19 protein-coding genes are annotated in these 18,807 nt (G+C 62.9%); 14 read left to right on the forward strand and 5 right to left on the reverse strand.

Annotated elements, in window-relative coordinates:
• The first annotated feature begins 61 nt into the window (after positions 1–61).
• Both AC04SI_RS19490 and AC04SI_RS19495 read left to right on the forward strand, forming a co-directional pair.
• Positions 62–1,141: a quaternary amine ABC transporter ATP-binding protein gene (locus AC04SI_RS19490; RefSeq protein ID WP_488474723.1), complete on the forward strand. Its 1,080-nt coding sequence runs from the start codon at positions 62–64 to the stop codon at positions 1,139–1,141.
• Positions 1,138–3,117, forward strand: a complete 1,980-nt coding sequence (locus tag AC04SI_RS19495; RefSeq protein ID WP_488474724.1) for an ABC transporter permease — start codon at positions 1,138–1,140, stop codon at positions 3,115–3,117. The genes AC04SI_RS19490 and AC04SI_RS19495 overlap by 4 nt, the downstream gene beginning before the upstream one ends.
• A 17-nt stretch (positions 3,118–3,134) precedes the next feature.
• Here AC04SI_RS19495 and AC04SI_RS19500 read toward each other — a convergent pair whose 3' ends face one another.
• The gene (locus AC04SI_RS19500) at positions 3,135–4,493 is read right to left on the reverse strand and encodes a trimethylamine monooxygenase (protein WP_006204497.1); all 1,359 of its coding nucleotides are present in this window, start codon (positions 4,491–4,493) and stop codon (positions 3,135–3,137) included.
• Between the two features lie 311 nt (positions 4,494–4,804).
• Between AC04SI_RS19500 and AC04SI_RS19505 the strand changes: the two genes are divergently transcribed.
• Positions 4,805–5,515 (forward strand): helix-turn-helix domain-containing protein, encoded by a 711-nt coding sequence (locus AC04SI_RS19505; RefSeq protein WP_488474725.1) that lies wholly within the window; start codon positions 4,805–4,807, stop codon positions 5,513–5,515.
• Positions 5,516–5,677: 162 nt separating this feature from the next.
• Here AC04SI_RS19505 and AC04SI_RS19510 read toward each other — a convergent pair whose 3' ends face one another.
• Genes AC04SI_RS19510 through AC04SI_RS19525 form a run of 4 tightly spaced genes read right to left on the reverse strand, consistent with a single transcriptional unit; the run spans position 5,678 to position 9,460 of the window.
• Positions 5,678–6,718, reverse strand: coding sequence for a heme-dependent oxidative N-demethylase family protein (locus AC04SI_RS19510; RefSeq protein WP_488474726.1), 1,041 nt, complete (start codon positions 6,716–6,718; stop codon positions 5,678–5,680).
• Between the two features lie 9 nt (positions 6,719–6,727).
• Complete coding sequence (locus AC04SI_RS19515) at positions 6,728–7,693, reverse strand: PDR/VanB family oxidoreductase (RefSeq protein WP_404279565.1); 966 nt, start codon at positions 7,691–7,693, stop codon at positions 6,728–6,730.
• Positions 7,690–8,286, reverse strand: a complete 597-nt coding sequence (locus tag AC04SI_RS19520; protein ID WP_404279563.1) for a dimethylamine monooxygenase subunit DmmA family protein — start codon at positions 8,284–8,286, stop codon at positions 7,690–7,692. Before AC04SI_RS19520 ends, AC04SI_RS19515 begins: the two co-directional genes overlap by 4 nt.
• 40 nt (positions 8,287–8,326) lie before the next feature.
• Positions 8,327–9,460, reverse strand: coding sequence for an aminomethyl transferase family protein (locus AC04SI_RS19525; protein ID WP_404279561.1), 1,134 nt, complete (start codon positions 9,458–9,460; stop codon positions 8,327–8,329).
• A 283-nt stretch (positions 9,461–9,743) separates the two neighbouring features.
• Here AC04SI_RS19525 and AC04SI_RS19530 point away from each other — a divergent pair, with 283 nt between their 5' ends.
• The 11 genes from AC04SI_RS19530 (at position 9,744) to AC04SI_RS19580 (ending at position 18,793) form a co-directional block, all read left to right on the forward strand.
• Entirely contained in the window at positions 9,744–10,031 is a 288-nt protein-coding gene (locus AC04SI_RS19530) for a hypothetical protein (protein WP_006204491.1), read from the forward strand.
• Between the two features lie 12 nt (positions 10,032–10,043).
• Positions 10,044–10,421, forward strand: coding sequence for a hypothetical protein (locus tag AC04SI_RS19535; protein WP_006204490.1), 378 nt, complete (start codon positions 10,044–10,046; stop codon positions 10,419–10,421).
• 38 nt (positions 10,422–10,459) lie between these two features.
• Positions 10,460–10,621: a hypothetical protein gene (locus AC04SI_RS19540; RefSeq protein WP_404279559.1), complete on the forward strand. Its 162-nt coding sequence runs from the start codon at positions 10,460–10,462 to the stop codon at positions 10,619–10,621.
• A gap of 16 nt (positions 10,622–10,637) precedes the next feature.
• Positions 10,638–12,041, forward strand: coding sequence for an APC family permease (locus AC04SI_RS19545; RefSeq protein WP_404279557.1), 1,404 nt, complete (start codon positions 10,638–10,640; stop codon positions 12,039–12,041).
• Positions 12,042–12,092: 51 nt separating this feature from the next.
• Positions 12,093–12,782, forward strand: a complete 690-nt coding sequence (locus AC04SI_RS19550; RefSeq protein ID WP_404279555.1) for a hypothetical protein — start codon at positions 12,093–12,095, stop codon at positions 12,780–12,782.
• Positions 12,779–13,108, forward strand: coding sequence for a hypothetical protein (locus AC04SI_RS19555; protein WP_404279553.1), 330 nt, complete (start codon positions 12,779–12,781; stop codon positions 13,106–13,108). The genes AC04SI_RS19550 and AC04SI_RS19555 overlap by 4 nt, the downstream gene beginning before the upstream one ends.
• A gap of 84 nt (positions 13,109–13,192) precedes the next feature.
• Positions 13,193–14,089 (forward strand): class II glutamine amidotransferase, encoded by an 897-nt coding sequence (locus AC04SI_RS19560; RefSeq protein ID WP_404279551.1) that lies wholly within the window; start codon positions 13,193–13,195, stop codon positions 14,087–14,089.
• Between the two features lie 4 nt (positions 14,090–14,093).
• Positions 14,094–14,825, forward strand: coding sequence for a GltB/FmdC/FwdC-like GXGXG domain-containing protein (locus AC04SI_RS19565; protein ID WP_404279549.1), 732 nt, complete (start codon positions 14,094–14,096; stop codon positions 14,823–14,825).
• Between the two features lie 6 nt (positions 14,826–14,831).
• Complete coding sequence (locus tag AC04SI_RS19570) at positions 14,832–16,160, forward strand: FMN-binding glutamate synthase family protein (protein WP_065518184.1); 1,329 nt, start codon at positions 14,832–14,834, stop codon at positions 16,158–16,160.
• 35 nt (positions 16,161–16,195) lie between these two features.
• Complete coding sequence (glnT, locus tag AC04SI_RS19575; protein ID WP_006204475.1) at positions 16,196–17,503, forward strand: type III glutamate--ammonia ligase; 1,308 nt, start codon at positions 16,196–16,198, stop codon at positions 17,501–17,503.
• A 36-nt stretch (positions 17,504–17,539) separates the two neighbouring features.
• Positions 17,540–18,793, forward strand: a complete 1,254-nt coding sequence (locus tag AC04SI_RS19580) for a sarcosine oxidase subunit beta family protein (RefSeq protein WP_404279546.1) — start codon at positions 17,540–17,542, stop codon at positions 18,791–18,793.
• Positions 18,794–18,807 lie beyond the last annotated feature (14 nt).

Genomic DNA, 18,807 nt, shown 5'->3' on the forward strand with positions numbered 1-18,807 from the left:
AAGCCACGGGACCCGGCCCTAGCGGCCGGGTCTCTGTCCCATTTTCCAGAAGGACCATTGGATGACGGAAGCGACTGAACCGCAGGCGGTTGGCGTGCCGAAGGATGCCCGTCCAATAAAACTTGCCTGCCGCAATGTCTGGAAGCTGTTCGGGTCGAACGCGGCCGATTTCATTCGCCAGCGCGACGGCAAGGCCAGCCCTGCCGACATTGCAGCGGCCGGCCTGGTCGGCGCTGTGCGCGCCGTCGATCTCGAAATACGCCAGGGCGAGATCTTCATCATCATGGGGCTTTCGGGGTCGGGCAAGTCGACGCTGGTGCGCTGCATGTCGCGGCTGGTCGAGCCGACCCATGGCAAGGTCGAATTCGAAGGCAAGGATCTGCTGAAGATTTCGGACGCGGCGCTGATCGAGCTCAGGCGCCACCGCATGGGCATGGTGTTCCAGAATTTCGCGCTGCTGCCGCATCTCAATGTGCTCGACAACATCGCCTTTCCCTTGAGCATTCAGGGTCAGGATCGACCGACGCGCGAGAAACGGGCGCAGGAAGTCATCGAGCTTGTCGGTTTGCGCGGCCGCGAACATTTCTATCCACGCGAACTCTCCGGCGGCCAGCAGCAGCGTGTCGGCATCGCCCGCAGCCTCGCCACCAAGCCGGAGATCTGGTTCCTCGACGAGCCGTTCTCGGCGCTCGATCCGCTGATCCGCCGCGAGATGCAGGACGAGCTGATGCGGCTGCAGACGATGCTGCACAAGACCATCGTCTTCATCACCCATGATTTCGACGAGGCGATAAGGCTCGCCGATCGCATTGCCATCATGAAAGACGGCGAGGTCATCCAGATCGGCACGCCTGAGGAGCTGGTGGTCAATCCGGCGACCGACTATGTCGCCGAATTCACCCGCGACGTCGACCGCGCCAAGGTGATCTCGGCGCGAAGCCTCATGCGCGCCTGCGATGGTAGCGAGCACGGCGGCACGGTTTCGCCCGAGGCCAAGATATCGAGCTTTTCGGCAAGCATCGTTTCCGCCGGCAAGCCGTTCGCGGTGGTCAACGGCACCGGCAAGCCGATCGGCGAAGTGACGCCGCAAGCGGTGATCGATCTGCTGGCCGGCATCGAGCACAAGAGAGCCGGCGCATGACGGTGACGGCAAGCGCCAGCGCCGCTAGGCCGCCGGTCCAACGCTGGCTGGCGATCTGGGCGCTCGCGCTGATCGCCGTGCTTGTGGTGTTCCTGCTGCAGGACAGAATGCCCTGGGCCGTCAACTATCCAACCGAAGCGGTTGTCCCGGTCGCCGACTGGGTCAGCGCGCTGATGCGCTGGATAAAGTCGAACCTGTCCTGGTTGACGCGCTCGATCACCGCGGTGCTCGGCGTACCGCTCGATTTCGCGCTCAATCTTCTGGCCAAGAATTTCAAGATCGGCCACGGCGCGGAAGCTTTTGCGCTGCCCCGCCTGTCGTGGGTCGGCGTCTGCGCCGCCGCATACCTGGCCGGGCGCGCCGCCGGCGGCTGGAAGCTTGGCGTGCTGGTCGGCGGCTGCTTTGCCTACATCGCGCTGTTCGGCCAATGGACCAGCGCCATGCTGACGCTCGGGCTGATCTCGATCGCGGTACCGTTCTGCATCGTCACCGGCCTGTTCGTCGGCATTTGGGCCTGGCGCAAGCCTTGGGCCGAGCGGCTCATCGTCTCCCCTGCCCTCGACCTCATGCAGACCATCCCGACCTTCGCCTATTTGATCCCGATGCTGCTTCTGTTCGGCAACAGCCCGGTGTCGGCGATGATCGCCACCGCCATCTTCGCCACGCCGCCGATGGTGCGGGCGACGATGCTGGGGCTGGCGCGCGTGCCGTCGGAGATCGACGATTTCAGCGAGATGGCCGGCTGCACGGCGCGGCAGAAACTGTGGCGGGTGCTGCTGCCCTCGGCGCGGCCGACGCTGATGGTCGGCGTCAACCAGGTCATCATGCTGGCGCTGAACATGGTGATCATCGCGTCGATGATCGGCGCCGGCGGCCTCGGCTATGACGTGCTCCTGGCGCTGCGCGCGCTGAAGGTCGGCGAGGCGATGGAAGCGGGCCTTGCCATCGTGGCGCTGGCGATCGCGCTCGACCGGCTGAGCCAGGCCATCGCCCACAATCATGCGCAGGGCCAGATCTATCAGGCGGCAAGCCCGGACTTCTGGCGCCGCTATCCCAATCTGACGCTGGCCGTCGCCATCCTTGCCGCGACCACCTTGCTCAGCCTGTTCGTGCCGGCGTTCGCCGCGGTGCCGAAGGCGATCACCTTCACCACCGCGCCTTTGTGGAAGGCGGCGGTGAGCTGGGTGACGATCAACTTCTTCGACACGATCGAAGCGTTTCGCGTGGCGCTGATCCTCAACGTGCTGAATCCGGTGCGCGCCTTCTGCGAGGGCTTTCCGTGGCTGGGCGCCGTATTCCTGCTCGGCCTTGCCGGCTACCAGCTGTCCGGCCTGCGCCTGGCCTTCCTGGTTGCGGCGCTGACCGCCTTCTGCGCCATCACCGGGCTGTGGGAAAAGACCATGGCGACGGTCTATCTCTGCGGCCTCTCGGCCTTCATCTCGTGCCTGATCGGCATTCCGATCGGGCTGATGGCGTCACGCAGCGATCGTTTCGAAAAGACCGTGACGCCAATCATCGACACGCTGCAGGTGCTGCCGTCATTCTGCTTCATCATTCCGGTGGTGATGCTGTTCCGGGTCGGCGACGTCACCGCCATGATCGCCACTGTCGCCTTCGCCGTGGTGCCGGCCATCCGCTACACCAATCACGGCATCCGCCAGGTGCCGCCGGCACTGATCGAGGCGGCCAAGGTTTCGGGCTGCACGCCGCGCCAGACCTTCTTTCGCGTGCAACTGCCGCTGGCGCTGCCCGAGATCATGCTCGGCGTCAACCAGACCATATTGATGGCGCTGGCGATGATCATCATCTGCGCCATGGTCGGCACGCGCGATCTCGGCCAGGAGGTGTTCATCGCCCTGTCCAAGGCCGATTCCGGCCGCGGCATAGTCGCCGGTCTCGCCATCGCCTTCATCGGCATCGTCGCCGACCGGCTGTTCAGCGCCTGGACGGCAAAGGCCAGGGCAAGGCTGGGATAGGCCGCTGGGCGCGACGGCTATTCCGCCGCCACGCCCTTCACCTCGAGATAGCTTTCCATCGAATCGTCCAGCGCCTGCAGCCAGGGCGTATGGTGCAGCGGCGCCATCGTGCCGGTCATCAGCGAGCGGTAGGCGTGGTCGCGGAAGCTCATAATGTCTTCCATCTTGTGGTGCTCCCACTCCATGAAGGTGTGGTTGACCGCCTCGACGTCGAAGCCGGGATAGTCGGTCTGGTCCATCAATTCCTTGGTGTAGTCGCCCTGGAACCAGATCATCTGCTCGGCGTCTTCGAGCGTTTCCTCGCGAGCGCGCCATTTCGCGCCATGCGCCGCCATCGCCTCGGCCGAGGGCAATTTGATGCGGCCCATGATCACGTCACGCGCGAACCAGGCCTGCGCGTCGAACATGTTGAAGGTGTAGAACTGGTCCTGCATGCCGATGTAGGAGAGCTTCGGGTTCTTCTCCCAGACGACACCCTCATAGATACCGTCCGGCCACATGCGGTTGGCGGTCTTGAGTTTCAGATCGTCCGTGAGGAACGGGAAGGAATGCAGATAGCCGGTGCACAGGATGATGGCATCGACATCCTTGGTGGTGCCGTCCTTGAAGTGGGCCGTCTTGCCGACGACCTTCTGCAGCAGCGGCACTTCCTTCCAGTTCTCCGGCCATTTGAAGCCCATCGGCTTGGAGCGGTAGCTGGAGGTGATCGATTTGGCGCCGTATTTGTAGCACTGCGAGCCGATGTCCTCGGCCGAGTACGAACGGCCGATGATCAGTATGTCCTTGCCCTTGAATTCCATGGCGTCGCGGAAATCGTGGCTGTGCAGGATGCGGCCGTTGAAGGTCGAAAAGCCTTCGAAATAGGGAACGTTGGGAACGGAGAAGTGTCCTGAGGCGACGACGACGTTGTCGAACTCTTCCGAGTAGGTGACGTCGTTGGTGCGGTCATGCGCGGTGACGGTGAATTTCTTGGTTTCGTCCGAGAAGGTGACCATGCGCACCGGGCTGTTGAAGCGCACCCATTGGCGCAGGCCTGACTTCTCGACGCGGCCCTTGATGTAGTCCCACAGCACGGCGCGCGGCGGGTAGGAGCCGATCGGCCGGCCGAAATGCTCCTCAAACGTGTAGTCGGCGAATTCGAGGCATTCCTTCGGCCCGTTCGACCAGAGGTAACGGTACATCGAGCCATGCACCGGATCGCCATGCTCGTCGAGGCCGGTACGCCAGGTGTAGTTCCACAGGCCGCCCCAGTCGGACTGTTTTTCGAAACAGACGACTTCGGGGATCTCGGCGCCCTTGTCGGCGGCCGACTTGAAGGCCCTGAGCTGCGCCAGGCCGGACGGCCCTGCTCCGATGACGGCAACGCGACTTTTCATGGCGGACCTCCCGTTCCTGATTTCGACTTTTGTCTGACGCAATTCCGGACGGAAAACCGTTTCACACTTTTCCTGGAATTGCTCTTACGAAACAAATTTCACTCACAGGACAGTAATTGGCCCTTCGGTGCTGTCAACAGGCCTTGTGTGGAAAGCGCGTCCGCACAGGCAAGTTCCGGTGAAAAGGCTATCGGTCGAGCGGCAGGCCGGCAACGCACAATTCGGCCGTGGATGGCTTGCCGTGGTGGTTGCTCTTCCATATCGGCAGCGAATATGTTCACCTTGAGTGAAATAAATCCGCGAGGGGCGACATGGCGAAGAAGAGTTCCGATCCCAAGCCTCGTGTCGCGGCGGCCAAGCCGGTGCCGAAGGCCGGCGACGGGCGCGCGATCCGCACGCCGCTGACCCAGAACCCGCACGCCATTCGCGACACACGCGAAAAGGTGCTGGAAGTGGCGATCGGCCGCGAGGTGCGGGCGTTCCGCAAGAAGCTCGGCATCACCGTTGCCGATCTGGCGGTCGCCACCGACATTTCGCTGGGCATGCTGTCGAAGATCGAGAACGGCATCACCTCGCCGTCGCTGACGACGCTGCAGGCGCTGTCCAGGGCGCTCGGGGTTCCCGTCACAGCGTTCTTCCGCCGCTTCGAGGAGGAGCGCAGCGCCGTCTTCGTCAAGGCCGGCGAAGGGCTCGATGTCGAGCGCCGCGGCACGCGCGCCGGCCACCAGTACAATCTGCTGGGACATATCGGTTCCAACACCAGCGGCGTCGTGGTCGAGCCCTATCTGATCACGCTGACCGAGGATTCCGACGTGTTCCCGACCTTCCAGCATGAAGGCATGGAGTTCCTCTACATGCTCGAGGGCGAGGTGGTTTACCGGCATGGCAGCAACCTCTACCCGATGAAGCCGGGCGACAGCCTGTTCTTCGACGCCGACGCGCCGCACGGGCCGGAACAGTTGACGCGGCTGCCGATGCGCTATCTGTCGATCATCTGCTATCCGCAGAGCAGCGCGGGTTAGAGGTTTCTTCCGAACGCTTGCGCCGCCCCTCATCCGCCTGCCGGCACCTTCTCCCCGTAAGAACGGGGCGAAGGGATAAGCTCCAGCGCTGGCGCCCCCCTCTCCCCGTTCTTACGGGGAGAGGGTAAGGGTGAGGGGCAGCGCAAACATCAGTAGGAAAACTCAGTCCGGCCCAAACCCCGGCGACGTCGCACTGCCGTCATCCAGCTTCGACAGCCATTCGACCAGCGTCGGTCGATAGCGCGTCAGGCCCTTGTAGGTGGCGAGTTCCTCGGGCAGGTCGCGGATGACGCGGTGCAGGCGCCGTGCCCATTTCGGCTGCGTCACCAGTTCGTCCATCTTGATCAGATAGCAGCGGATCGGGAAGACGATGCCGTTCGAACGCGGCAGCCTCCAGAAGCTCTGCAGTTCGACGCGCAGATGGACCTTGTCGCCGACATTTTCCGACGTCACCGTGGTCCGGTCCGGACCCCATTTGTGGTAATTCTCCGGGCTGGTGTCGAGACGCGGATTGATGGTCATCGTCCAGTTGAGGCGCCTGGCCGGCTTGCCCTGCTGGATGTTGGTGAGGAACTTCAGCGCACGGATAAAGATCCCCTTCTCATGCGCCAGCGGCACCGGCGCGTGCCATTCGAAGAAGTTCATGCCGATGTCGAAATCGAGCGACCAGTCGGCCTGGGTGGTGACCATGCCGGCATCCATCCACAGATTGCCGTCGCGCTGGTCGAGGATGCAGAAATCGCCCTGGCTCTGGCGGGTGATGTATTCCATCGGGCCGTAAGGCAGCGTGGAGGTGTCGCCGAAGGTGAAGGTGTCGTCGATGCCGAGCGGCCGGTTGATCCAGCGCCAGCGGTCGCCGTCGCGGGTCAGCGTGAAATGCTCGGGATAGCCGAGCGCCTGCTGCTCCATCAAAAGCTCGAGCAGATCCCAGCCGGCCAGCGTCATGTGCGGCAGCGACTGGCAGCGCAGCGGGTCTTCGACCAGCACCAGAGCGCGGTCCTGCATCTCGGCGACATAGTGCTCGTCGACGTCGATCAGGTTTTCGAGCACGCTGCCCTTCGGCCCGACGACATGCGGCTCGATGTTGACGGCGTACATGTAGCTGTCTTCGTGGAACGGGAACGGAAACCGCCTGATGTGCTCCGGGCTGTTCCTGAAGGTGAAATCGTCGCGGAAGGTTTCCTTGCGAAAGGTGATGCCCAAGCTCGCCTCCTATCTTTCCAAGACCAGCGATTTGCCCTCGAAGCGCGACACGCAGGGCATGATCTTGCAGCCGGAGCGGTGGTCTTCCTCGCTCAGCCAGTGGTCGTTGTGGATGAACTTGCCGTCATGGGAGACGACATTGGTCTCGCACTGGCCGCAGACGCCGCCGCGGCAGAGATAGGGTGGATCGACGCCGGCCGCCTCGATCGCCTCCAGGAGGCTCTGCTGCGAGCCGACGCGGATCGTCTTGCCGGTGACGGCCAGCGTCACGTCGAATGGGGCGCCGGGCTGAGGGGCCGCGAAATGCTCGAAATGCACGGTCTCAGACGGCCAGCCAAGTGCGGCCGCGCGGTCGCGCACCCAGTTGATCATGCCGGCCGGGCCGCAGACATAGAGATGCGTGCCGAGCGGCTGCGAGGACAACAGCCGGTCGAGATCGATGCGCTCGTCAAGGTCGTCGTGGTAGAGCCTGACCCTGCGGTCGTAGCGCTGCTGCAGCACATCGGCGTAAGTGCCGAGCGAGGCGGTGCGGCAGGTGTAGTGCAGCTCGAAATTGCCGCCCGACCCCGCAAGCTGCGAGGTCTGCGCCATGAACGGCGTGATGCCGATGCCACCAGCCAGCATCAGATGTTTCCTGGCGCGCAGGTCGAGCGAGAAAAGATTGACCGGATAGCTGATCACCATCTCCAGGCCGGGCTTGACGCTCCGGTGCATGAACAGCGAGCCGCCGCGCCCGACATCGTCGCGGCGCACCGAGATCGTGTATTCGCGCGTGTCGAGCGGCGAGCCCATAAGCGAATAGGGATTGAGCCTGGTGCGCTCGCCGTCGCGCATCTCGACCACGACATGGGCGCCGCCGGAGAAAGTCGGCAGCAGCTCGCCGTCGCGCCGGCGGAAATGGAAACGGGTGACCAGTTCGTTGACCGAGACGACGTCGCTGACCACGACATCGAGTTTTGTTGTGCCGGTGCTCATCGAAAAATCTCCTCCATCGGAGGAATCTCGCTGCGGTCCTCGGCGTTGATGCAGACGCCCTGGAAGGCGGCGAGGCGCCGTGAATAGTGGTCGCGCACCAGAAGCAGCAGGCCGCAATGCGAACAGGTCGCCGGCTGCGTCGTCACGTTCTCGGTGATGCCTTTACAGTGCACGCACTGCATGCGCCGCGCCAGCGAGCCACGATGCTCGGTCTGCATCGAGGTGTGGTCGATGCCGGCTTCCAGCGCCACCTGCATGGCCTGGCCGATCAATCCTTCGGTGCCGGAGAGATAGAGGCGCAGGCCCATATGCGCATTGGTCAGCGTCTGCTTGAGCCTCGGCAGCAGGCTGGCGAAGGACGGGGCCAGATGGAATTGCGCCGGCTTCAGCGCTTCGAGGCCGCCGACATGTTTGCCATCAGGGCCAGGAATGAAGACTATTTCCGCTCCGTCGAAAAAGCCGGCCGGAGCGTTCTTGGCCATCCCAACTATCGCGAGCGCGCCTTCCGCATCCGCCACGAAAAGATGATGCTTGCCGGCCTGTGGAGACAGGGTTCCGTAAACCGGCCGGCTGATGATGCTTTTGGCTGCCATTCTGTCTTTATGCCTCGAGCCCCTCGCTGTTGATCGTGCCTCAGCCTTTGGCGGTGCGCTTGGTCTTCTTGGGGTCGTCGAACGGAAGCGGCTGCGCTGTGGCCTTGATCGAGCCGCTCTTGTTGCGGATCTCGAGCTTGGTGTCCTTGACGGCGCAATCCACGTCGAGCCGGGCAATGCCCATCGATTTCTTGACCAGCGGAGAATACATGGCGCAGGTCACCACGCCAACCTTCTTGCCGTCACGGTAGACCGGCGCACCCTCGTCGGCCGGCTCCTTGCCGTCCAGCAAAACGCCGTAGATCTTGAAGCGCTCCTTGCCCTTCAGGCGGTAGTGCTCCTCGGCGCCGCGGAAGCCGGTCTTGCCGGGGCTGACGGTGAAGTCGAGGCCGAGTTCCCACAGCGTATCGCCGGGGCCTTCATTGTCGAACGGATATTTTTGGGAATTGTCGTAAGGATAGAAAAGCAGGTAGCTTTCGACGCGCAACATATCGAGCGTGGTGAAACGGCAGGGAATGATGCCGGCGCCCTTGCCCTCGTCGAGGATCCTGTCCCAGATCGTGCCGGCATCCTGGCCGCGGCAGAAGATCTCGTAGCCGCGCTCGCCGGTGTAGCCGGTGCGCGAGATCATCACCGGAAGACCGAACAGCTGCGTCTGCATGTGGTGGAAATAGTTGAGGTCGCGAATGCCCGGCACATGCTTGGCCAGATAGTCGACTGCGGTCGGACCCTGCAGCGACAAATCGTGCAGATTGTCGTCGAAGCGCAGCGACACGTCGCGCCCAACCGAGGCACGCTGCAACTCCTCATGGCCGGTGCCAGAGCCGTGCACGACCATCCAGCTATTGGGGCTGATGCGGTAGATGATGCAGTCGTCGGTGAATTTTCCCGCCTCGTTCAGCATGCAGGCATAGGCCGACTTGCCGGGATAGATCTTTTCGACATCGCGCGTCGTGGCGAGGTCGATCAGATGCGCGGCGTGCGGCCCGGTGATGTGTACCTTTTTCAGGCCGGAGACATCCATCAGCCCGGCCTTGGTGCGGATGGCGACGTATTCCTCGTCGGCGTCCTTGTCGTAGGTCCAGGCGGTTCCCATGCCGCTCCAGTCCTCGAGCTTCGAGCCGAGCGCGCGATGGCGATCAGCCAAGGTCGAAAATCTCCAGGATGCCGTCATCCGCTCGTCCTCCGTTCAAAAGTCATTGATGTTCCCTGCTCCTTGCGCGGTGGCCGGAGCTTTGGCCGAATATTGATCGCAAACGCCCGAGCCCTGCAATACCCGCAAGCAAATAATTTCATTGTCAGGCAAAATTCGGAGCACCAAACTAGCGGTTAACCAAACGTAAAACCGTCTTGACAATTCGGCAAATCGGACAGAACTTATGAAAAAAATTTCACTCTCTTGAAAGAACGAAAAGCGCGGCCGATTCGGAAGCCGGCGTGAAAAAAGGGAGAAACCGATGTCCGACCTGCAGCAGCGCATCGAAGCGCTGTACCGTTCCGACGTGCGTGGTTCCGTGCTCCTGATCGTCTGCCTGTGGGCGACGATCCTCTTCGTCCTCGTGATGACATGGCCATACATCCCCCACGGCGGGATCAAGCTCGTCGTCGCGGTCGCCGCCGCCGCGGTGCTGATCTTCAACACGGCTGCCATCCTGGCGATGGTCAACCATTACAAGGAAGACAAGGACTTCATCTACGGGCTCGATATCAAGAACGCCGACGCGTACCGCAACCGCAAGTCCTGAGGGGTAGAAGAGATGTCCCGCTATAGACCGCCGGAGCAAAGCAAGGCCGGACAGGTTTTCGATATCGTCGTGGTGGTGGTCGCCATCTTCGTGGCGCTATGGCTGCCGCTCAAGCTCGGCCTGGCCGGCGCGGCAAAATCCATCGACGCGCTCGACGCCAAGACCTGGGAAGCGTTGGGCCAGAACCCGACCATGGCGTCGATCTGGGAGAAACTCGGCTACACGCCCGAGACCGCGCACGACATCATCCAGAACCGCTTCCACTATATCATCGACTGGCCGACGCTGATCATCATGGCGGCCGTCCTGATCGGCTATTTCGTCTTCCTGTTCCGCGCATCCGACCGCGAATACCGCGACGTCATCAACGAAAAGTTCGACGACAAATAACGAAAAGTTCGACGACAAATAACCGGGGAAGCACGCTCATGTGGATGGCAATCTCTTACGCATGCTGGGGCATCTCGATCGTGCTCGCGCTGTGGATGCTCTACGACTGGTTCAAGGTCGACACGACCTTCTCCGAGGATGTGCTGACCTCATCGCGCGAAGGCGAGCTTGAAGCCGTCTCCGAAAAACACCGGATCTGAGTGTGAGGATTGAACGATGACGGTCGCGGTTGAAACGGCGGAAACGGCAATCCACGGAGACAGGGTTTCGCTGCTTAGGGTGCTCGGGCCCGCCCATGTCTGGGCGCTCGGTGTCGGCATCGTTCTGGTCGGCGAATTCACCGGCTGGAATTTCTCGGCGGACAAGGGCGGTGCGCTGGCAGCGCTGATCGTCTGCTGGATCGTCGGGCTGCTCTACACCTCGGTGGCGATGATCGATTCCGAGGTGACGTCGACGGTTGCCGCCGCCGGCGGCCAGTATGCGCAGGCCAAGCACATTGTCGGGCCGCTGATGGCCTTCAACGTCGCGCTGTTCCTGGTGTTTGCCTACACGATGCTGGAGGTTTCCGATGCCATCCTGCTCGGCGACACGATCGTCGCCAAGGCAGGCGTCGAGGGACTCACCCACAATTCCTTCATTGCCGCCACCATAGTTGTGCTGGCGTGGCTGAATTACCGCGGCGTGCTGATGACGCTCAACGTCAACTTCATCATCACCGCTATCGCCTATATCTCGATCGTCATCCTGTTCTTCTCCGTCAGCCCGTGGACCCAAGGGGCGGTGCTGAAACTCAACGAGCTGGTCACACCCGGCAATGCGCTGCCCTATGGCTGGATCGGCGTGATCGCCGCCTTCCAGTTCGGCATCTGGTATTATCTCGGCATTGAGGGCACGACGCAGGCCGCCGAGGAAGTGCGCTCGCCGGCCCGTTCACTGCCCTACGGCACGATGGCCGGCATGATCACACTTCTGATCGCCGCCGCCATGACCTGGTATGTCTGCGCCTCGATGATGCCGTGGGAATATCTGGGGATTACCTATTATCCGCTGTGGGACGCGGGCAAACTGACCGGCAGCCCGCTGCTCGAGAACCTGCTGTTCATCGCGACGCTGCTGGCCGCACTCGCCTCGGCCAATGGCTGCATCAACGACGCGGCGCGGGCCTGGTTCTCGCTGGGACGCGACCGCTATCTGCCGAGTTGGTTCTCGGCGGTGCATCCGAAATACCGCACGCCCTACCGCTCGATCCTGTTCCTGCTGCCGATCGCGCTGGCCTTCGCCTTCATAGCCGACCTCAACCAGGCGATCACCTTCTCGATCCTGTCGGGCGTGCTGCAGTACACTTTCATGAGCATCAACATCGTTATGTTCAGGAAGAAGTGGCCGTTGGGCTCGATCCGCCGCGGCTACACGCACCCTTTCCACCCGCTGCCGGCGATCGTGCTGTTCTGCCTGTGCGTGGTGACGTTTTTTGCGATCTTCCTCGGCTTCGGCTCGCAGTTGATCGCCATGGTCGCCTTCTATTTCCTGATCTCACTGTGGTTCCACTTCTACCGCTACAAATTCGTGCGCCGCGGCGACCAGTTCACCATGCCGTGGCCGAAGCCGCAGGGCTATTGATCGAGACAGGACAGGCTCGCCCCAAGGCAGGGCGAGCCTTTGCATGACGGGATGTCTGAAGTGACGTCAGCATGGCTCGCCGGGGTGCTCGCCCTGGCTCTCGTTGTTCACATCGCCTGGCTTGCGCGCGCCAGCCGCAACAGGGCCTCGGCAGCACTTGCCGCCGACACAGTCAGCATCCGCACAATCGTCACCGATGCCGTCGACGTGTCGGACGGCACGGCCGGGGTCATCACCTGGGCGGGTTCGTGGACTGGCCAACGGGTGCAGATCCGCACCATCGTCGACACGCTGGCAACGCGAAAACTTCCGGCGCGCTGGCTGAGTGTCTCGATCACCGAGCCGGTCGCGGTACCTGCTACTTTCGACATGATGATGCGGCCGGGATCGCCGACGACATTCTCCAATTTCGATCATCTCGACCATACATTGCCCAAGGTCGCCGGATTTCCCGCCGAGGCGGTGCTGCGGACGGACCGCAAGGGTGTGTCCTTCCCGCAGGATATTATTGCCGGCCATCTCGAACTCTTCGCCGAGGGCCGCGCCAAGGAGTTGCTGATCACGCCGAAAGGCGTGCGCATCGTCTGGCTGCTGGCCGAGGCCGAGCGGGCACGCTACGGCGTGTTCCGGCAGGCCGAATTCGGCGCGACCGGCATTGATCCCAATCTGATCGCGAGACTGCTTACAGCCGCGTCGGCGCTTCGGGATGCCATCAACCAGAGTGAACGGCAGGCCGCATGACCAGTTCGACGACTTCAGCCGCGCCTGCAAATCCGTATCTCGTGCTCGGCGCGGCGATCGTTTTGCCGGCAAGCGGTCATGTCATTCTGGGCGTGCCGGTGCGCGGCCTGCAGTTCCTGTTCTTCTTGATCATCCTGGCCTGGGTGACGGCCAAGATTGCACCAGCCGACGCCAGCTTCATCGGCCGCCATGCCGGCGGCTTCCTGATCTATGCGCTGTCGATCCTGGATGCCTACAAATTGGCGCGCATCCCCCATGCGCAATGGCTTCACAGTACCCGCCGCGACGGCGATGATGCGCAGAGCGGCATTGAGCCGCATACGTAACTAGAGGAAAATTTTTTTCATATGATTGAATTTCGGCAACGCATTCGGTACATCATCTTCTAGCTGCAAACGTCGGAGGCTGACATGTGCGGAATCGTCGGACTTTTCCTTAAGGACAAGGCGCTGGAACCGAAGCTCGGCGCGATGCTGTCGGAGATGCTGATCTCGCTCAGCGACCGCGGTCCCGATAGCGCCGGCATCGCCATCTATGGCGCGCCGTCCGGCAACGAGGCCAAGATCACCATCCAGTCGGCCAAGCCCGAGCGCGATTTCCGCGGCCTCGACGCCGAAGTCGCCAAGGCCATCGGTGCGCCGGTAAGCATCGCGGTGAAGTCGACGCACGCCGTCATCAGGACCACGCCGGCCAAAATCGACGAGGCGCGCGAGACCATCCAGACGCTGCGCCCCGACATCCGCATCATGGGCGCCGGCGACGTGGTCGAGATCTACAAGGAAGTCGGCCTGCCGGAAGCCGTCGTCGATCGCTTCGACGTGCGCTCGATGACCGGCACGCACGGCATCGGCCATACCCGCATGGCGACGGAATCGGCGGTGACGACGATGGGCGCGCATCCGTTCTCGACCGGCGCCGATCAGTGCCTGGTGCACAATGGCTCGCTGTCCAACCACAACAATGTCCGCCGCGAATTGATCCGCGACGGCATGAAGTTCGAGACCGAGAACGACACCGAGGTGGCAGCCGCCTATCTCTCCTCCAAGATGGCGCATGGCAAGAATCTGGGCGAAGCGCTGGAAGGCACGCTCTCCGACCTCGACGGCTTCTTCACCTTCGTCGTCGGCACCAAGAACGGTTTTGGCGTGGTGCGCGACCCGATCGCCTGCAAGCCTGCCGTGATGGCCGAGACCGACCAATATGTCGCCTTCGGCTCCGAATATCGTGCGCTCACCAAACTGCCCGGCATAGACAATGCAAGGGTCTGGGAACCGGAGCCCGCAACCGTCTATTTCTGGGAGCATTGAGCTGATGCCGGCAACCAACGTGTCCAAGGCAACACGCGACCAAAGCCATGCGAGGGTGTTCGACCTCGCCGAACTGTCGCTGCGCGAGCTCAACCAGGCGCTCCACCAGCTGACCCCAGGCTCGAACGAAACGGCCTGGGAAGTGCTCAATCCGAAAGGCAGCCATTCGGTCGCCGTCGGCGTCGACCAGCCGGTCGCCATCGATGTGCGCGGCAGCGTCGGCTATTATTGCGGCGGCATGAATGCCGGCGGCGCCATCACCGTGCACGGCTCGGCCGGTCCCGGCGTGGGCGAGAACATGATGTCGGGCTCGATCACCATCAAAGGCGACGCCAGCCAATATGCCGGCGCTACCGGCCGCGGCGGACTGCTGGTCATCGAAGGCAACGCCTCGTCGCGCTGCGGCATCTCGATGAAAGGCATCGACATCGTCGTGCACGGCAATATCGGCCACATGTCGGCCTTCATGGCGCAGTCCGGCAATCTGGTGGTGCTGGGCGATGCCGGCGATGCGCTCGGAGATTCCATCTACGAGGCGCGGCTGTTCGTGCGCGGCAAGGTCGAGAGCCTAGGTGCGGACTGCATCGCCAAGGAGATGCGGCCCGAGCATATCGAGCTGCTGCAAGGCCTGCTCGACCGCGCCGGCGTCACTGGCGTCAAGCCGTCAGAGTTCAAGCGCTACGGCTCGGCGCGCACGCTCTACAATTTCAATATCGACAACGCCGACGCGTATTGAGGCAAGATGACCTATCGCAACCCGCCGACGACGCCGCGCAAATCCGCGACCTTCGACGACTACACGCTTTCCGAAATCCGCCGCGCCGCGGCGACCGGCATCTATGACATCCGCGGCGCCGGCGCCAAGCGCAAGCTGCCGCATTTCGACGACCTGCTGTTCCTCGGCGCTTCGATCTCGCGCTATCCGCTGGAAGGCTATCGCGAACGCTGCGACACCAGCGTGGTGCTCGGCTCGCGCCATGCCAAGAAGCCGATCGAGCTGAAGATCCCGATCACTATTGCCGGCATGAGTTTTGGCTCGCTCTCCGGTCCGGCCAAGGAGGCGCTCGGCCGAGGTGCTACGCTTTCCGGCACCTCGACCACCACTGGCGACGGCGGCATGACCGAGGAAGAGCGCGGCCATTCGAAGCAACTGGTCTATCAATATCTGCCGTCGCGCTACGGCATGAATCCGCGCGATTTGCGCCGGGCAGACGCGATCGAGGTGGTCGTCGGCCAGGGCGCCAAGCCCGGCGGCGGCGGCATGCTGCTCGGCCAAAAAATCTCCGATCGCGTCGCCGAGATGCGCACGCTGCCGAAAGGCATCGACCAACGCTCGGCTTCGCGCCATCCCGACTGGACCGGACCAGACGATCTCGAGATCAAGATCCTCGAACTGCGCGAGATCACCGACTGGGAAAAGCCGATCTACGTCAAGGTTGGCGGCGCCCGCCCCTATTACGATACCGCCCTTGCGGTGAAGGCCGGCGCCGATGTCGTCGTCGTCGACGGCATGCAGGGCGGCACCGCGGCGACGCAGGAAGTGTTCATCGAAAATGTCGGCCAGCCGACGCTTGCCTGTATCCGACCGGCGGTGCAGGCTCTGCAGGACCTCGGCATGCACCGCAAGGTGCAGCTGATCGTCTCCGGCGGCATCCGCAACGGCGCCGACGTCGCCAAGGCGCTGGCGCTCGGCGTCGACGCGGTGTCGATCGGTACGGCAGCCCTTGTCGCGCTCGGCGACAACGACCCGCGCTGGGAGGCCGACTATAACGAGCTCGGCACCACCGCCGGCGCCTATGACGACTGGCATGAAGGCCGCGATCCGGCCGGCATCACCACGCAGGACCCCGAACTGATGAAGCGGGTCGACCCGATCGCCGCCGGGCGGCGCCTGGCCAATTACCTGAAGGTGATGACGCTGGAGGCGCAGACGATTGCCCGTGCGTGCGGCAAGAACAGCCTGCACAATCTCGAGCCCGAGGATCTCGTCGCGCTCACCATCGAAGCCGCCGCCATGGCCGGCGTGCCGCTCGCCGGCACCAATTGGATACCGGGGAAGAACGGCTTCTAGACACCATCCAAAAATACCATAAGCGAGGAACTATAATGGGGAACGATCTCGCCGCATTCGCCAAGAAGCACGGCGTCAAATATTTCATGATTTCCTACACCGACCTGTTCGGTGGGCAGCGTGCCAAGCTGGTGCCGGCGCAGGCGATCGCCGACATGCAGAAGGACGGCGCCGGCTTTGCCGGTTTCGCTACCTGGCTCGACCTGACGCCAGCGCATCCTGACATGCTGGCGGTGCCGGATCCGGATTCGGTCATCCAGCTGCCGTGGAAGCCGGAGGTGGCCTGGGTCGCCGCCAACTGCATCATGGACGACAAGGAGGTCGACCAGACGCCACGCAACACGCTGAGGCGGCTGATTGCCGAGGCCGCCGGCGACGGCATGCATGTCAAGACCGGCGTCGAGGCAGAATTCTTCCTGATCTCGCCGGACGGCAGCGTGATCTCCGACCAGTACGACACGGCCTCAAAACCCTGCTACGACCAGCAGGCAGTGATGCGCCGCTACGATGTCATCGCCGAGATCTGCGACCATATGCTGGCGCTCGGCTGGGGCCCCTACCAGAACGACCATGAGGACGCCAATGGCCAGTTCGAGATGAACTGGGCCTTCGATGATGCTTTAGCCACCGCCGACAAGCATTCGTTCTTCAAGTTCATGGTCAGGTCCGTGGCCGAAAAGCACGGGCTGCGCGCCACCTTCATGCCAAAGCCCTTCCAGGGCCTGACCGGCAATGGCTGCCATGCGCATATCTCGGTGTGGGACAAGGCCGGCAAGACCAATGTCTTCGCCGACAATGCGATGGAGCTCGGTCTCTCGGCCAAGGGCAAGAACTTTCTCGGCGGCATCATGAAGCATGCCTCGGCGCTGGCCGCGATCACCAACCCGACGGTCAATTCCTACAAGCGCATCAACGCGCCGCGCACCATTTCGGGCGCCACCTGGGCGCCCAACACGGTGACCTGGACCGGCAACAACCGCACCCATATGGTGCGCGTGCCTGGCCCCGGCCGCTTCGAGCTGCGCCTGCCGGATGGTGCGGCGAACCCCTATCTGCTGCAGGCGGTCATCATTGCCGCCGGCCTCGACGGCATCCGCTCGAAGGCCGATCCCGGCAAGCGCTACGACATCGACATGTACCAGTTCGGCCATACGGTGAAGGGCGCGCCGAAGCTGCCGCTCAACCTGCTTGACGCGCTGCGCGAGTTCGACAAGGACAAATCGCTCAAAGCGGCGCTGGGTGAGGAATTCTCGTCGGCCTATCTAAAGCTGAAGCACCAGGAATGGAATTCCTATGCTTCGCACTTCACGCAGTGGGAGCGCGACCACACGCTGGATATTTAGCAGTCCCAGCGGTGTGAGCGGCCTCGGAATGATTTTATGAAATACTCGATCTTCTCGCTCGCCCGCGCCGCCCTTTCCGGCCACAAGAACTGGCAGCGCACCTGGCGCGACGCCACACCGAAGGATCGCTACGACGTGGTGGTCATCGGCGGCGGCGGCCATGGGCTGGCGACCGCCTGGTTCCTCGCCAGTGAGTACGGCATCAAAAATGTCGCCGTGCTGGAAAAAGGCTGGATCGGCTCCGGCAATGCCGGCCGCAACACCACCATCATCCGCTCCAATTACGGCCTGCCCGGCAATACCGGCTTCTACGAATTGTCGATGAAGCTGTGGGAGCGGATGGAGCAGGATCTCAACTACAACACGATGGTCAGCCAGCGCGGCGTCATCAACCTCTATCATTCCGACGCCCAGCGCGACGCTTATGCGCGACGCGGCAACACCATGCGCATCAACGGCATCGACGCCGAACTGCTCGACCTCGCCGCGGTCAGGAAGATGATGCCGTTCCTGAACTTCGACAATGCGCGCTTTCCCGTGCAGGGCGGGCTTTTGCAGCGACGCGGCGGCACGGCGCGGCATGACGCAGTCGTCTGGGGCTATGCCCATGCGGCAAGCGCGCTCGGTGTCGACATCATCCAGAATTGCGAAGTCACAGGTTTCACGCGCGATGCCAACGGCAAGGTGACCGGCGTCGAGACCTCGCGCGGCAGGATCGGCGCCGGCAAGGTCGGCATGGCGGTGGCCGGCTCTTCATCCCGTGTCGCAGCGATGGCCGGCTTGCGTTTGCCGATCGAAAGCCACGTGCTGCAGGCCTTCGTCTCCGAGGCGATCAAGCCGCTGCTGCCCGGCGTCATGACCTTCGGCGCCGGACACTTCTATGTCAGCCAGTCCGACAAGGGCGGGCTGGTCTTCGGCGGCGACATTGACGGCTACAACTCCTATGCCCAGCGCGGCAATCTGCCGGTGATGGAAGACGTCTGCGAGGGTGGCATGGCGCTGATGCCGATGATCGGCCGCGTGCGGCTGCTGCGCCAATGGGGCGGCATCATGGACATGTCGATGGACGGCTCGCCGATCATCGACAAGAGCCCGGTCGACGGGCTCTATCTCAACGCCGGCTGGTGCTATGGCGGTTTCAAGGCGACGCCCGGCTCCGGCCTGGTCTTTGCTCATCTTCTCGCCCGCGACACGCCGCACAAGGAGGCGGAAAAATTCCGCCTCGACCGCTTCCAGCGTGGCGCGATGATCGACGAAAAGGGCCAGGGCGCCCAACCGAACCTGCATTGAAGGCGGCTGAGAGA

The organism is Mesorhizobium sp. CNPSo 4689 (assembly GCF_057784325.1).